Genomic DNA, 12720 nt, shown 5'->3' with positions numbered 1-12720 from the left:
AGAGGGTGTGTTGGCTACACATTTGGCTACACTAGCCGTTTGAGCTGATTGGCCGGATGTTGCTCCGGCGCTGGTCAGTGACTGTTTTTCGGTGGAGCGGGTGACGGGAATCGAACCCGCACCATCAGCTTGGAAGGCTGAGGTTCTACCATTGAACTACACCCGCAGGCAAACGACACCGATGGGATCGCCACGATGTCGCGTGCGCACCGACTGTACCGAACCTCGCTTCGGAAACGCCAATCAGCGGGTAACAACAGTCGATTCCAGCGGGATGCCGCACCCGTTTCCCCCTTCCCGGCGCGCCCTCGGCGTTCCGGTCCGCGACTTCTCAGCGAATGAAAATTGATATGTAACGTCTCGGCCTCCTGAGCGATGTCATACCCGATCGCCATTCGCGAGGGTTCGCGAACACGTTGTAAAACGACGTATTTCGAAGCCGAGTGGCTTGCTAGGATCCTTTTTGCCGGACGGGGGTACCTGGAAAGGGGGCGGTGAGCGTGCACCAAGCTAGGTGGACCCAACCGCGTAGCAGTGGGGACGATCGGGGCCGCACCGGCGCCGGTGCGGGCACACGGCACCGGGGTACCGACCGGACCTGTGCCGGGTGAGTGCGATGTCGACCGAGGTAGTAAGGATGGCCAGGGCGTGGGCGCATGCTGTCTGCGCCGAGCCCGGCTCACACGCCGCACCGAAACAGCTGGAACCGGTACTCGTCGAGATCATCGAACAACTGCTCCATTTGGCCGAGTCCGAGCCCTTCCCGGTGCCCGCCGCACGAAAGCTCGGCGCACGACTGGTGGAAGCGCCATTCGAACGGACCAGGATGCTGGCGCAGGCCACCCGTTGGCTACTCGGTTTTCTCGCGGGCACACCGGGATCGCTGGTCGCCACCCGCTGGCCGTTGGTCGCGAGTCAGGCCATCGACAGCTATGCCCAGGCGTTGCAGGAACGGGCGCTCGCCCAGCAGGAGCAACATATTTCGGCCGCAGTATCGCTGCGCGTCCAGGAGATCGCCGCTTTGCAGCATCGATTGCGGCACGAGGCGACCCACGACGCACTCACCGATCTGGCCAATCGCACCCTGCTCCAGGATCGGGTGAAGCTGATGGCGACCGACCCGGCCCGTGGGGTCGGCCTGCTGCTGATCGACCTCGACCGGTTCAAACAGATCAACGACGGCTTCGGGCACGCGGTCGGCGACGAGGTGCTCGTGGAGCTCGCCCGCAGGCTGCGCGAGATCTGTCCGCCCGACACGGTGATCTGCCGCTACGGCGGCGACGAGTTCGTACTCGCTATCAATCCCGACCAGAACAACCTCGACGATTTGGCACACCAGATCGTCGGCGCGCTGCGCGACCCGGTGTGGTCGACGGCGGGGCCGGTCCCGGTGTCGGCGAGTGTCGGAACCGCCTACTGCGCGCCGGGCACCCCATGCGATTTCACCGACCTGCTACGGCGGGCCGACCGCGCGATGTACGCGGCGAAAACCGCGGGCGGCAAGCGTTTCGCGCCCGCCGAGCCGAAGGAACCGGATATCGAAACCGCGGTGGCGGGCTGAGGGCGACGCGCCACCCCCAGCGTCGCTCTCGGCCGTTAGGTCACCCATCGCTGCTGGTCGTCGGCGGCTTCACGTGTTCGCCGATCGATGCGGGCCCGCACATATCGTCACGTTCGGTAGCGCGGATACGCGGGCGCGCACGTGCGATTCCAGAAACGTGCGACTCGCCGTGACCGAACTGCGGCCCAACGCCGCGCCGGCAAGCCGCTGCCTACCGGAGGTCAGCCAGCTGGAGGCTGACAGCTGGGGCACCAGAACAGGTTTCGCCCCTCGAGGACGGTGTGTGCGACCGTCGTGCCGCAGATCCGGCAGGCCGAACCGGGGCGGCGGTAGACATAGGTGCGTGGCCGGTCCGCCGCATAGGAAGGTTCGCCGTGATCGTCCTCGGGCCGCACCACGACCATCTTGCCGACCCGTACACCGACCCGCATGAGCGCTACGAGGTCGCTCCACATCGCCGCCCACTCGTCGGCGGTCAGCGCGGTTCCGGGCCGCTGTGGCGAAATGCCGTGCCGGAACAGCAGTTCCGCGCGGTAGACATTGCCCACCCCGGCGACCACCCGCTGGTCCATCAGCAGAGCACCGATCGGCCTGCGCGAGCGGTGAATTCGCTGCCAGGCTCGATCGGGATCGGAGCCGCGACGCAACGGATCGGGGCCGAGCCGCTCGGTCAGGGCCGCCACTTCCGGGTCGGTGTACACCTCGCACGCGGTGGGGCCGCGCAGGTCGGTGCCGTAGCCGGGCTCGGCGGCCGAACCGTCCCCGAACAGCCGCATCCGAACCTCACCGACCGGCTCACCCATCGGCATGGGCGCGTCGAAGAACTTTCCGTACAACCCCAGATGAACGTGGACGACCAGCCCCGAATCGTAGTGGTGCAGCAGGTGCTTACCCCACGCCTCGGCCCGCACCAACACCTGCCCGTCGACCCGCGCGGCTCCGGCGGCGAACTTGCCCTGCGGGCTCGACACTCGCACCACACCGCCTGCGAAGCGCCGCTGATGCAGCCGCGCGAGACGGTGCAGCGTATGTCCTTCAGGCACAGCGGATTACGACCCCGATAACGTCAGTTCGCGGGCAAAGCGGGCGCGACGCCGGTCTTCTCGTACTCCGCGAGGATGTCGATGCGGCGCTGATGGCGAGCCTCACCGGACCACGGGGTGGCGAGGAAGGCGTCGACGATGGCGAGCGCTTCCTCGGTGGAGTGCATGCGGCCGCCGATGCCGATCAGCTGGGCGTTGTTGTGTTCGCGGGCCAGCTTCGCGGTCTCCACGCTCCAGGCCAGGGCGCAGCGCGCACCTTCCACCTTGTTCGCGGCGATCTGCTCACCGTTTCCGCTGCCACCGAATACGAGCCCGAGGCTGCCCGGATCGGCGACGGTGCGCCGCGCCGCCTCGATGCAGAACGCGGGATAATCGTCGAGAGCATCGTATTCGAGGGCGCCACAATCGACGGCCTGATGGCCCGCCTGTTCCAGATGAGCCTTGACGAGATTCTTCAGTTCGAAACCAGCATGGTCGGCACCCAGGTATACGCGCATGGCAGCGATTGTGTCAGGCCGTCTCCGGCGCCCTACGACAGGGGACATCGCGACTGAATAGAGTTCGTTCCATGCAGCCGCACGACTCCAAGCCGCACCAGCAGACGGGCCAGCCGCTCGACCCGTACGCCCAGCAGGCCGGCCGGGACCAGACTCAGGACGCGCCCGCGACACCGGACCCCGCTGCGCCGAATCCTGCTGAGTCCTACCCCGCGCCGTCCTACCCCGCGCCGTCCTACCCCGCGCCGTCCTACCCCGCGCCGTCCTACCCCGCGCCGTCCTACCCCGCACCGTCCTACCCCGCACCGCCCTTTCCCGCACCGCCGTATGGCACGGCCCCCTATGGCAATACGCCCTATCGGCCTTCGCCCTACGGCGGCCCACCGGCGCCACCGATGAGCCCGCCGCAGAGCCTGCCGCGCGGACTGTCCCCGTTCGGCATGCCCGCCCGGCACCTTTGGGAGATCCCGCTGCTGATCGTGGTTGTGATGATCACCGTTGTCGGGTTCTTGCTCGCGATCCTGCTCGCGGCGACGGGCACCATCAACGAATACATCCTCGCGCTGCTCGCCGCGCCATTGCTGGTGTGGTTCATTCGCGGACAGACCTTCGCGGGCCTGCGGGTCAATGGCGTCAAGATGTCGCCGACGCAGTTTCCCGAGGGGTATCAGATGGTGGTCGAGGCGGCGGCCAGGTTCGGTATGAAGAAGGTCCCCGACGCGTACGTGCTGCTCGGCAACGGGCAGATCAACGCCTTCGCCTCCGGACACGGATTCCGGCGTTTTGTCGCGGTGTACAGCGACCTGTTCGAAATCGGCGGTGCGGCACGGGAACCAGACGCGCTGGCGTTCATCATCGGTCACGAGGTCGGGCATATCGCCGCCGGGCATGTGTCCTATTGGCGGCAGCTCGGCATGTACCTGGCGCCGTTCATGCCGATCCTGGGCAGTTCACTGATCCGCGCGCAGGAGTACACCGCCGACAACCACGGCTTCTGCTACCGGCATACCGGCGCGCGAGCGGCGATGGGCACCCTGGCCGCGGGCAAGTACATGAACACTCTCGTCGGCTTCGACGAGATGGCCGATCGGGCGGCGGCGGAGAAGGGCTTCTTCGTGTGGGCGGTCAACGCGATGTCCTCGCATCCGGTGCTGACCTGGCGCATGTGGGCACTGCGCGACCGCAGCAGGCACGGGCGCATGTTCCTGCGCCCGATCCGTCCCGCCGGTGCGCCACCGGCGGGCGGCTACCCGACCGGATACGGCGAGGTTCCGGCGTTGCCGCCGAAACCCGTCGCCTGACAATGGCTTTCGCCCCTCCATCGCCCGACTCCGCCGCCGGTGATCGGCGCATCCGGTCGCGACTCGCAACCGCTAGTCGAAGGACGGGTCCTCGGTACGGGTGCGCTTGAGTTCGTAAAAGTGTGGGTAGCCCGCCAGGGTCACCGCGGCGTCCCACAGCTTCCCAGCCTGTTCGCCGCGGGGGATCCGCGAAAGCACCGGGCCGAAGAATGCGGCGCCATTGATGTGAATCGTCGGGGTGCCGACATCGGGGCCGACCATGTCCATGCCTTCATGGTGGCTCTGGCGCAGCGCATCGTCGTAGTCGGTGCTCTCGGCCGCCTCGGCCAGCGTGGCGGGCAGACCGACTTCGGCGAGGGAATCCGCGATCACCGCGGTGAGTTTTTCCGCGCGCGAGTCCTGTACGTACTCGTCGCGCCGGTTGTGGATGCGGGTGCCCATCGCGGTATACAGCGGTGCGAGCACCTTGTCACCGTGCTGCTGCGCGGCGGCGATAGCGACCCGGACCGGCCCCCAACCGGTGGCGAGCAGCTCCTTGTATCCGTCGGGTATGCCGTCGCGACCCTCGTTGAGCACCGCCAGGCTCATCACGTGGAATCGGACCTCGATATCGCGGACCTGCTCGACCTCGATGATCCAGCGCGAGGTTATCCAGCACCAGGGGCACAGCGGGTCGAACCAGAAATCGGCAACATCCTTGTCAGTGCTCACGAGTCGCTTCCTCCTCATAGTCGAACAGCGCCGGTCTCTACGCGTCGCTATTTCGGCCAACCACGCCGGTACGCAATTCGTTCCCGCGCCGTTTTCCGGACAACGCCGCCGCTGGTCACAGTAGGGTTGAGACGCAGGAGTCCGGTTCCCTTTCAGACAAGGAGTCCGCAATGACCTCTGATCGTCACTTCGTCATCGTCGGCGGCGGGCTGGCCGCCGCGAAACTCGCGGAAGCACTGCGGGACAACGATTTCGACGGGTCCGTCACCGTGATCGGTGCCGAAGAACAGCTGCCATACGACCGACCACCACTGTCGAAGGAACATCTGCTGGGTAAGAAGTCGCTCGAGGACTTCACCGTCAATCCTGGCCAGTGGTACCGCGATCACCACATAGATCTCCGGCTCGGCACCACGGTCGACGCGATCGATCCGGCCGCCAAGACCGTGACGCTGCCCGACGGTTCCACACTCGGCTACGATCGGCTCGCGCTGGCGACCGGTTCGACACCACGCCGGCTGCCGATCCCCGGCATGGACGCCAGGTCGGTGTACACGCTGCGCACCATCGAGGACTCCGACACCCTGATCGAATTGTTCGAAACGGCACGGCGCATCGTGGTGATCGGTGCGGGCTGGATCGGCTTGGAGGTCACCGCGGCCGCCCGCGCGGCCGGGGTCGAGGTCACCATTGTCGAAGCCGCCGAGCTGCCGTTACTCAGGGCGCTCGGACCCGAGATGGGCGCGGTTTTCGCAGAGCTGCACCGCGAACACGGTGTGGACTTCCGCTTCGGCGCCGAGGTCAGTGAGATCACGACCCATCACAACCTGGCCGATATAGCGAATGGGGTGCGGCTGGGCGATGGCACGGTGATCGAGGCCGACGCGGTGTTGGTCGCGATCGGCGCCGGCCCGAATATCGGACTTGCCGCCGATGCCGGTCTCGCGGTCGATGGCGGCGTGCTCGTCGATGCGAACCTGGCCACGAGTGACCCCGCCATTGTGGCCGTCGGCGATATAGCCGAGCAACTGCATCCGGTGCTCGGACGTCGTATCCGAGTGGAGCACTGGGCGAACGCGCTCAACCAACCTGCGGTCGCGGCCGCGACCATGCTCGGTAAGTCCGCCTCCTATGATCGCTGGCCCTACTTCTTCACCGACCAGTACGACCTGGGGATGGAGTACACCGGATATGCCGCCCCCGGCGACTACACGCGAGTAGTGGTCCGCGGTGACCTGGCGAAACGCGAGTTCGTCGCGTTCTGGCTCGACGCCGACAACCGGGTGCTCGCGGGGATGAACGTCAATGTCTGGGATGTGACCGATCGGATCAAGGAACTGATCGGCCAACAGGTCGAGCCGGACCGTCTCGCCGATCCCTCGATCGCCTTGTAGCCGGAAATTTATGATGCGGATCACCGCATCGACAGACAGAACGTGTCGAATTGACGCTGCGGGCTCCGACCTCACCGCGAGAGCGTCACACGGACGCACCGAACGGTAAGGAACACAGTCATGAAGTACATGCTGCTCAAGACCTACGGCCCCGCCGCCAACTGCGACACTCCGATGACCGAGTGGACGCCGGAGGAGATCGAGGCGCACATCGACTTCCAGCGTGAGCTCGGCGCCGAACTCGCCAAATCCGGTGAGTTCGTCGACGGCCAGGGACTGACCGGACCGGAGCAGGCCGTGCTGGTCAGCTCCGACGGCCGGTCGGCGCCGGTGGTCACCGATGGTCCATTCCCGGAGACCAAAGAGTTCCTGGCCGGATATTGGCTCGTCGACGTGGACAGCCCACAGCGCGCGCTCGAGATCGCAGCGCAGGCGTCGCAGGCACCGGGACCGGGTGGCAAGCCGATCGGCGAGTACATCGAAGTGCGCCAGGTCATGGGCGCTCCCGCCAGCCAGCTGTGACCGAATTCGTCCGCGGTTCGCGATGACCGGGACACTGCCCGCAGGCGTCGAGGACCTGCTGCGTGAACTGGCGCCCCAGGTCCTCGGCACGCTGGTCCGCCGGTTCGGTGACTTCTATACCGCTGAGGACGCGTTGCAGGAAGCCATGCTCGCGGCGGCGACACAGTGGCCGGCCGAGGGGATGCCGGATAGCCCGCGCGGGTGGCTGATCCAGGTCGCGGCACGCCGCATGGTGGATACTGTTCGCGCCGAGGTGGCCCGACGGCGCAGGGAGACAACGGTTTTCGAGCGCGACGTACCAGAGGCGGCGGCCGTCGACCGGGACGACACGCTCGCCATGTTCTTCCTGTGCTGCCACCCGGCACTGTCCTCGGCCGGTGCCATCGCGCTGACGCTGCGGGCCGTCGGCGGCCTTGGCACCGCCGAGATCGCGTATGCGTTTCTGCTCCCGGAAGCGACGATGGCGCAACGGATCACGCGCGCGAAGAAGAAGCTCGCCGCCATCGACCGCCCCTTCGTCCGGCCCGGTGCGGCCGAATGGCACGAACGAGTGGACTCGGTACTGCACGTGCTCTACCTGATCTTCAACGAGGGCCACACCGCTACCACGGGACCCGACCTGCAACGGACCGATCTGTGCGGTGAGGCGATTCGGCTGACCAGGTCGATACACCGACTGCTCCCCGATAACACCGAGGTCACGGGCCTGCTCGCGCTGATGCTGCTCACCGACTCGCGCCGCGCCGCGCGCACCGGTCCACACGGTGAGCTGATCCCGCTCGCCGAACAGAACCGCACGCTGTGGGACCGGCGGTCGATCATCGAGGGCGTCACGCTGGTCACCGGCACGCTCCCCCGTGGCCTCAACGGCACCTACCAACTACAGGCGGCGATCGCCGCACTGCACGCCCAAGCCGTGCGCGCCGAGGACACCGACTGGACCCGAATCCTGGCCCTCTACACCATGATCGAGCGCATCTCGAACAACCCGATGGTGACGCTCAACCGAGCCGTCGCCGTCGCCATGGTGCACGGCCCCGCCGCCGGTCTGGAGCTCGCCGATACCCTCGACAACCAGCTCTCCGGCAACCACCGACTCGACGCGGTCCGTGGCCATTTGCAGGAAATGGCAGGGGATTTCGACGCCGCCATCGCCTCATACACCACCGCTGCGGGCCGCACCACCAGCATTCCGGAGCGCGACTACCTGACCATCCGCGCCGCCCAACTCCGCCGCCTCCGCGCGGCGCGCGGCAAAGATCGGAACTAGCTGCTCACCATCGGCGGGCTTGGGTTTGGTTGGTCCACTGATAGCCATCGAACCAGCGAAGAAGGGCCGGGTCAGCGTGGTCGGGGTACCAGCCGGGAGCGGGCCCACCCGGGGGGCGCTGTCCCGGCTGGGAGCTCGATCCTGTCTTGATGATGAGCACGACGATGCCGATCACTACAAGCAGGATGAGCAGAATGAAGATGTGCCAGATGCTCAACGCTCCCATCTGATCATTATGCCGCTCGGTCAGTCGCTCGCAGTCGACGGCCAGGCACGGCAGACTGCTGGGGTGGCAACCAAATTCAGCGCCGGGATTGTGTTGTTCCGCAGGACCTCTGGTGACACCGAGGTCCTGATCGGGCATATGGGCGGCCCGTTCTGGGCGCGCAAGGACAATGAGGCGTGGTCCATCCCGAAGGGCGAATTCGACCCCGAGCAGGAAACCGCCCGGGCCGCCGCGCAACGGGAGTTCACCGAAGAACTCGGACTTCCCGTGCCGCCCGGCGAGTGGCTACCGCTCGGCGAGGTCCGCTACGGCAGCGGCAAGAGCGGCAAAGAGCTGGCCGTCTGGGCGATCGAGGCCGACCTGGACCCGGCCGCGGTCGTGCCAGGCACCTTCGAGCTGGAATGGCCGCCGAAATCCGGTCGCCGCACCAGCTTTCCGGAGATCGACCGCGCCGCCTGGTTCGACCTGGCGACCGCGCACGACAAACTCGGCGCGGGCCAGCGCCCACTCCTGGCTCGCCTGGCCGAGCGGCTCACGACGCACTGACGCACGGCCTGCCCCGGATGCTGCGCCGCACGCGGCGAGCCCGCCGAAACATCTACGCCCGCACGCCGTTCCAGGTCTGTCCGGTGATCAGCTCGTAGGCTTCCATGTACTTGCGCCGCGTCGCCTCGACGATGTCGGCGGGGATCTCCGGGCCGGGGTATTCCTTGTTCCAGCCGGTCGAGGTCGACCAATCCCGGACGAACTGCTTGTCGAAGGAGCGCTGCGGGCGGCCCGGCTCCCATTCATCGGCCGGCCAGAAGCGCGACGAGTCCGAGGTCAGGACCTCATCGCCGAGGGCGAGAGTGTCACCGTCCCAGCCGAACTCGACCTTGGTGTCGGCGACTATCACACCCCGACCCGCCGCGTGCTCGGCACCGCGCGAGTAGATCGTCAAGGTGAGATCGCGCAATTGCTCGGCGACCTCGCGCCCCTCCTGGTTCACCACATCCGCGAAAGTGATCGGCTCGTCGTGGCCCTCGGACGCCTTGGTGGTCGGGGTGAAGATCGGCTCCGGCAGCTTGTCGCCCTCGCACAGACCGGGCGGCAGCGCGACGCCCGACACTGAGCCCACCTGCTGATATTCCTTCAGCCCCGATCCCACCAGGTAGCCGCGCGCGATGCACTCGACCTGCACCATCTTCAGCGGCTTGACCCTGATGCCGCGACCGGCGAACTCGACCGGCACGTCGGTGGCCGACACCACGTGGTTGGGGATGTCGCCGAGGAATTCGAACCACCAGTTCGACAGCTGCGTCAGCAGCGCACCCTTGTCCGGAATCGCCGTGGGCAGCACCACGTCGTACACCGACACCCGGTCCGACGCCACCAGCAGCAGGGTGTCGCCATCCTCGTAGAGGTCGCGCACCTTGCCTGCGTGGATGTGCTTCACGTCGCAGCTCCGATCCTGGTCGATAGGGTTTATGAGAAAAAGTTCCGCGCGGGCCACCTTACCGAGGTGGCATTGTGGGACCCAACGCAAGTTCGTCGAACCATGTAAGGAGTCCCATGTCTGCACCCAACCTGACTCGCGACCAGGCGATCGAACGCGCCTCGACAGTGTCGGTCGAGAACTACCGCATCGAACTCGACCTGACCGACGGGGCCGGTAAACCGGGCGAGCAGACGTTTTCCTCGCGCAGCACGGTCACCTTCACGGCGACGCCGGGCGCGAGCACGTTCATCGACATCGTCGCCCGCGGCATCCGCTCCGCGGCGCTCAACGGCGCACCGATCGATATCGCCAACTACGACGAGTCCACCGGAATCACCCTCACCGCGCTGGCCGAACGCAACGAACTCGTGGTCGAGGCCGACTGCGAGTACTCGAATACCGGTGAGGGCCTGCACCGTTTCGTCGATCCGACCGACGACGCGGTCTACCTGTACTCACAGTTCGAAACAGCGGACGCCAAGCGCATGTTCGCCTGCTTCGATCAGCCGGACCTCAAGGCCACCTTCGATATCTCGGTGACCGCGCCCACCGATTGGCAGGTCATCTCCAACGGCGCGGTCGTGGAAACCCTGGCGACCGACCGGACCAAGCACATCTTCCGCACCACCCCGAAGCTGAGCACCTACCTGGTCGCGCTGATCGCGGGCCCGTACGCGCAATGGACGGATGCGTACACCGACGACCACGGCACCATCCCGCTCGGCATCTACTGCCGCGCGTCGCTGGCCGAGCATATGGACGCCGACCGGCTGTTCACCGAGACCAAGCAGGGATTCGGCTTCTACCACAAGAACTTCGGCGTGCCGTACGCGTTCGGCAAGTACGACCAACTGTTCGTCCCGGAGTTCAACGCCGGCGCCATGGAGAACGCGGGAGCGGTGACCTTCCTCGAGGACTACGTTTTCCGGTCCAAGGTCACCCGCGCTTCCTACGAGCGGCGCGCGGAGACCGTGCTGCACGAGATGGCGCACATGTGGTTCGGCGACCTGGTCACCATGAAGTGGTGGGACGACCTGTGGTTGAACGAGTCGTTCGCGACCTTCGCCTCGGTGCTGTGCCAGTCCGAAGCCACCGAATATGCCAGCGCCTGGACCACATTCGCGAATGTGGAGAAGTCCTGGGCCTACCGCCAGGACCAGCTGCCCTCGACGCACCCCATCGCCGCCGACATTCCCGACCTGGCCGCGGTCGAGGTCAACTTCGACGGCATCACCTACGCCAAGGGCGCCAGCGTCCTGAAGCAGTTGGTCGCCTATGTCGGGCTCGAGCCGTTCCTGGCCGGGCTGCGCGCGTATTTCGCCGAACATGCCTACGACAACGCCACTTTCGACGATCTGCTCGCGGCGCTGGAGAAGTCCTCGGGTCGTGACCTGTCGACCTGGGGTGCGCAGTGGCTCAAGACCACCGGGTTGAATATCCTGCGGCCGTCCTTCGAGGTAGACGCCGATGGCAAGTTCACCTCGTTCGCCCTCGTGCAGGAGGGCGCGCAGCCCGGCGCGGGCGAGCAGCGCGTGCACCGGCTCGCCGTCGGCGTCTACGACGATCAGGATGGGAAGCTGGTGCGCACCAAGCGCGTCGAACTCGACCTGGAGGCGGCCGAGCGCACCGAGATCCCCGAACTGGTCGGCGTGGCGCGTGGCAAGCTGGTGCTGGTCAATGACGACGATCTCACCTACTGCTCGGTGCGTCTGGATGCCGATTCGCTCGACGTCCTGGTGAACCGCATCGGTGATATCGCCGAGCCGCTGCCGCGCACGCTGGCCTGGTCGGCCGCGTGGGAGATGACCAGGCAGGCGGAAATGCGTGCGCGCGACTTCGTTGCCCTGGTCCAGCGCGGCATCGGCGCCGAGACCGAAATCGGTGTGGTGCAACGACTTCTGATGCAGGCGAATACCGCGCTCGGCAGCTACGCCGATCCGGAATGGGCAGCAACCACCGGCTGGGCCGGATTCGCCGATCGCCTGCTCGAATTGGCCCGTGCGGCCGAGGCGGGTTCGGACCATCAGCTCGCCTTCGTCAACGCGCTCACCGGCGCCAAGCTCTCGCCGCGGCACGCGGATGTATTGCGTTCGCTGCTCGGTACCGTTTCGAGCGACCCGCAAGCAGGTGGCGGCGATCCGGCTGAGGCCGGTTTGGACGGCCTGGCCGTCGACACCGATCTGCGCTGGCGAATCGTCACGGCACTCGCCGCGGCGGGCGAGATCGATGCGGATGGCACCGCTACCCCGATCATCGACCAGGAACTGGCCAACGACCCGACCGCTGCGGGCAAGCGGCATGCCGCGGCCGCCGCGACGGCTCGTCCGATCGCCGCGGTGAAAGAGCAGGCGTGGGCGACGGTGATCGGCGATGATTCGGTGCCGAACATCACCGCCAGGGCGATCGTCGGCGGCTTCGCGCCCGCCGGTCAGGGCGAGCTGCTCGCGCCGTACGTGCAGCGTTATTTCGACGAGATTCCCGGTGTCTGGGAGCGCCGCTCCAGCGAGGTGGCCCAGACCGTCGTGATCGGCCTCTACCCGGCGTGGGCGATCAGTGCGGAAGCAATCACGACCGCGGACAAGTTCCTCGCAGGCGATCACCCGCCGGCCCTGCGGCGACTGGTGATCGAGGGCAAGGCGGGCGTCGAGCGTTCGCTGCGTGCCCGCGCTTTCGACGCCGAATCCTGAAACGCGATCGGCGCGTTCACCCGCTTCGGGT

12 protein-coding genes and 1 tRNA gene are annotated in these 12720 nt (G+C 66.6%); 7 read left to right on the top strand and 6 right to left on the bottom strand.

All coding sequences use genetic code 11. The annotated features are described in order from the left end of the window. Nucleotides 1–92: 92 nt before the first annotated feature. A tRNA-Gly gene (locus LKE06_RS14755) sits at nt 93–166 on the bottom strand. Nucleotides 167–616: 450 nt separating this feature from the next. Here LKE06_RS14755 and LKE06_RS14750 point away from each other — a divergent pair. Further along, nucleotides 617–1561 carry a GGDEF domain-containing protein gene (locus tag LKE06_RS14750; RefSeq protein ID WP_227999202.1) on the top strand — a complete coding sequence of 315 codons (945 nt, stop codon included), beginning with the start codon at nt 617–619 and terminating at the stop codon, nt 1559–1561. Between the two features lie 221 nt (nt 1562–1782). Here the strand turns inward: LKE06_RS14750 and LKE06_RS14745 are convergent, their stop codons facing one another. Both LKE06_RS14745 and LKE06_RS14740 read right to left on the bottom strand, forming a co-directional pair. Beyond that, nucleotides 1783–2604 (bottom strand): Fpg/Nei family DNA glycosylase, encoded by an 822-nt coding sequence (locus LKE06_RS14745; RefSeq protein ID WP_227999201.1) that lies wholly within the window; start codon nt 2602–2604, stop codon nt 1783–1785. Nucleotides 2605–2627: 23 nt separating this feature from the next. After that, entirely contained in the window at nt 2628–3101 is a 474-nt protein-coding gene (locus LKE06_RS14740) for a ribose-5-phosphate isomerase (protein ID WP_227999200.1), read from the bottom strand. A gap of 71 nt (nt 3102–3172) precedes the next feature. Here LKE06_RS14740 and LKE06_RS14735 point away from each other — a divergent pair, with 71 nt between their 5' ends. Next, a complete protein-coding gene (locus LKE06_RS14735) occupies nt 3173–4402 on the top strand; it encodes a M48 family metallopeptidase (RefSeq protein ID WP_308188359.1) in 1230 nt (409 codons plus the stop codon). 72 nt (nt 4403–4474) lie between these two features. Here LKE06_RS14735 and LKE06_RS14730 read toward each other — a convergent pair whose 3' ends face one another. Then, the gene (locus LKE06_RS14730; protein ID WP_308188358.1) at nt 4475–5113 is read right to left on the bottom strand and encodes a mycothiol-dependent nitroreductase Rv2466c family protein; all 639 of its coding nucleotides are present in this window, start codon (nt 5111–5113) and stop codon (nt 4475–4477) included. Nucleotides 5114–5283: 170 nt separating this feature from the next. On the opposite strand from LKE06_RS14730, the gene LKE06_RS14725 reads away from it, so the two are divergent. From LKE06_RS14725 to LKE06_RS14715, 3 genes are all read left to right on the top strand, one after another. Further along, on the top strand, nt 5284–6507 hold the full coding sequence (locus LKE06_RS14725; protein WP_227999198.1) for an NAD(P)/FAD-dependent oxidoreductase: 1224 nt from the start codon (nt 5284–5286) through the stop codon (nt 6505–6507). Nucleotides 6508–6627: 120 nt separating this feature from the next. Continuing rightward, the gene (locus LKE06_RS14720; RefSeq protein WP_227999197.1) at nt 6628–7029 is read left to right on the top strand and encodes a YciI family protein; all 402 of its coding nucleotides are present in this window, start codon (nt 6628–6630) and stop codon (nt 7027–7029) included. Between the two features lie 22 nt (nt 7030–7051). Next, the gene (locus LKE06_RS14715) at nt 7052–8299 is read left to right on the top strand and encodes an RNA polymerase sigma factor (RefSeq protein WP_227999196.1); all 1248 of its coding nucleotides are present in this window, start codon (nt 7052–7054) and stop codon (nt 8297–8299) included. 4 nt (nt 8300–8303) lie between these two features. On the opposite strand, the gene LKE06_RS14710 is transcribed toward LKE06_RS14715, so the two are convergent. After that, nucleotides 8304–8525: a DUF2510 domain-containing protein gene (locus LKE06_RS14710; protein ID WP_227999195.1), complete on the bottom strand. Its 222-nt coding sequence runs from the start codon at nt 8523–8525 to the stop codon at nt 8304–8306. Between the two features lie 63 nt (nt 8526–8588). Here LKE06_RS14710 and LKE06_RS14705 point away from each other — a divergent pair, with 63 nt between their 5' ends. Continuing rightward, a complete protein-coding gene (locus tag LKE06_RS14705; protein WP_227999194.1) occupies nt 8589–9071 on the top strand; it encodes an NUDIX hydrolase in 483 nt (160 codons plus the stop codon). Between the two features lie 52 nt (nt 9072–9123). Here the strand turns inward: LKE06_RS14705 and LKE06_RS14700 are convergent, their stop codons facing one another. Then, nucleotides 9124–9960 carry a phosphoribosylaminoimidazolesuccinocarboxamide synthase gene (locus tag LKE06_RS14700; RefSeq protein WP_227999193.1) on the bottom strand — a complete coding sequence of 279 codons (837 nt, stop codon included), beginning with the start codon at nt 9958–9960 and terminating at the stop codon, nt 9124–9126. Nucleotides 9961–10076: 116 nt separating this feature from the next. Here LKE06_RS14700 and pepN point away from each other — a divergent pair, with 116 nt between their 5' ends. Further along, nucleotides 10077–12689 (top strand): aminopeptidase N, encoded by a 2613-nt coding sequence (pepN, locus tag LKE06_RS14695; protein ID WP_227999192.1) that lies wholly within the window; start codon nt 10077–10079, stop codon nt 12687–12689. The last annotated feature ends 31 nt before the right edge of the window (nt 12690–12720 follow it).

Origin of the sequence: Nocardia australiensis (genome assembly GCF_020733705.1) — a bacterium.
Lineage (GTDB): Bacteria > Actinomycetota > Actinomycetes > Mycobacteriales > Mycobacteriaceae > Nocardia > Nocardia australiensis.
The sequence above is the reverse complement of the archived record's forward strand: the minus strand, read 5'-3'. Positions and strand labels throughout refer to the sequence as shown.

Bases quoted from the DNA above. Each gene is read 5' to 3' on its own strand.
- LKE06_RS14720 (WP_227999197.1), top strand. From the start codon at position 6,628: ATGAAGTACATGCTGCTCAAGACCTACGGCCCCGCCGCCAACTGCGAC.
- LKE06_RS14735 (WP_308188359.1), top strand. From the start codon at position 3,173: ATGCAGCCGCACGACTCCAAGCCGCACCAGCAGACGGGCCAGCCGCTC.
- pepN (WP_227999192.1), top strand. From the start codon at position 10,077: ATGTCTGCACCCAACCTGACTCGCGACCAGGCGATCGAACGCGCCTCG.
- LKE06_RS14725 (WP_227999198.1), top strand. From the start codon at position 5,284: ATGACCTCTGATCGTCACTTCGTCATCGTCGGCGGCGGGCTGGCCGCC.
- LKE06_RS14750 (WP_227999202.1), top strand. From the start codon at position 617: ATGTCGACCGAGGTAGTAAGGATGGCCAGGGCGTGGGCGCATGCTGTC.
- LKE06_RS14715 (WP_227999196.1), top strand. From the start codon at position 7,052: ATGACCGGGACACTGCCCGCAGGCGTCGAGGACCTGCTGCGTGAACTG.
- LKE06_RS14710 (WP_227999195.1), bottom strand. From the start codon at position 8,525: ATGGGAGCGTTGAGCATCTGGCACATCTTCATTCTGCTCATCCTGCTT.
- LKE06_RS14740 (WP_227999200.1), bottom strand. From the start codon at position 3,101: ATGCGCGTATACCTGGGTGCCGACCATGCTGGTTTCGAACTGAAGAAT.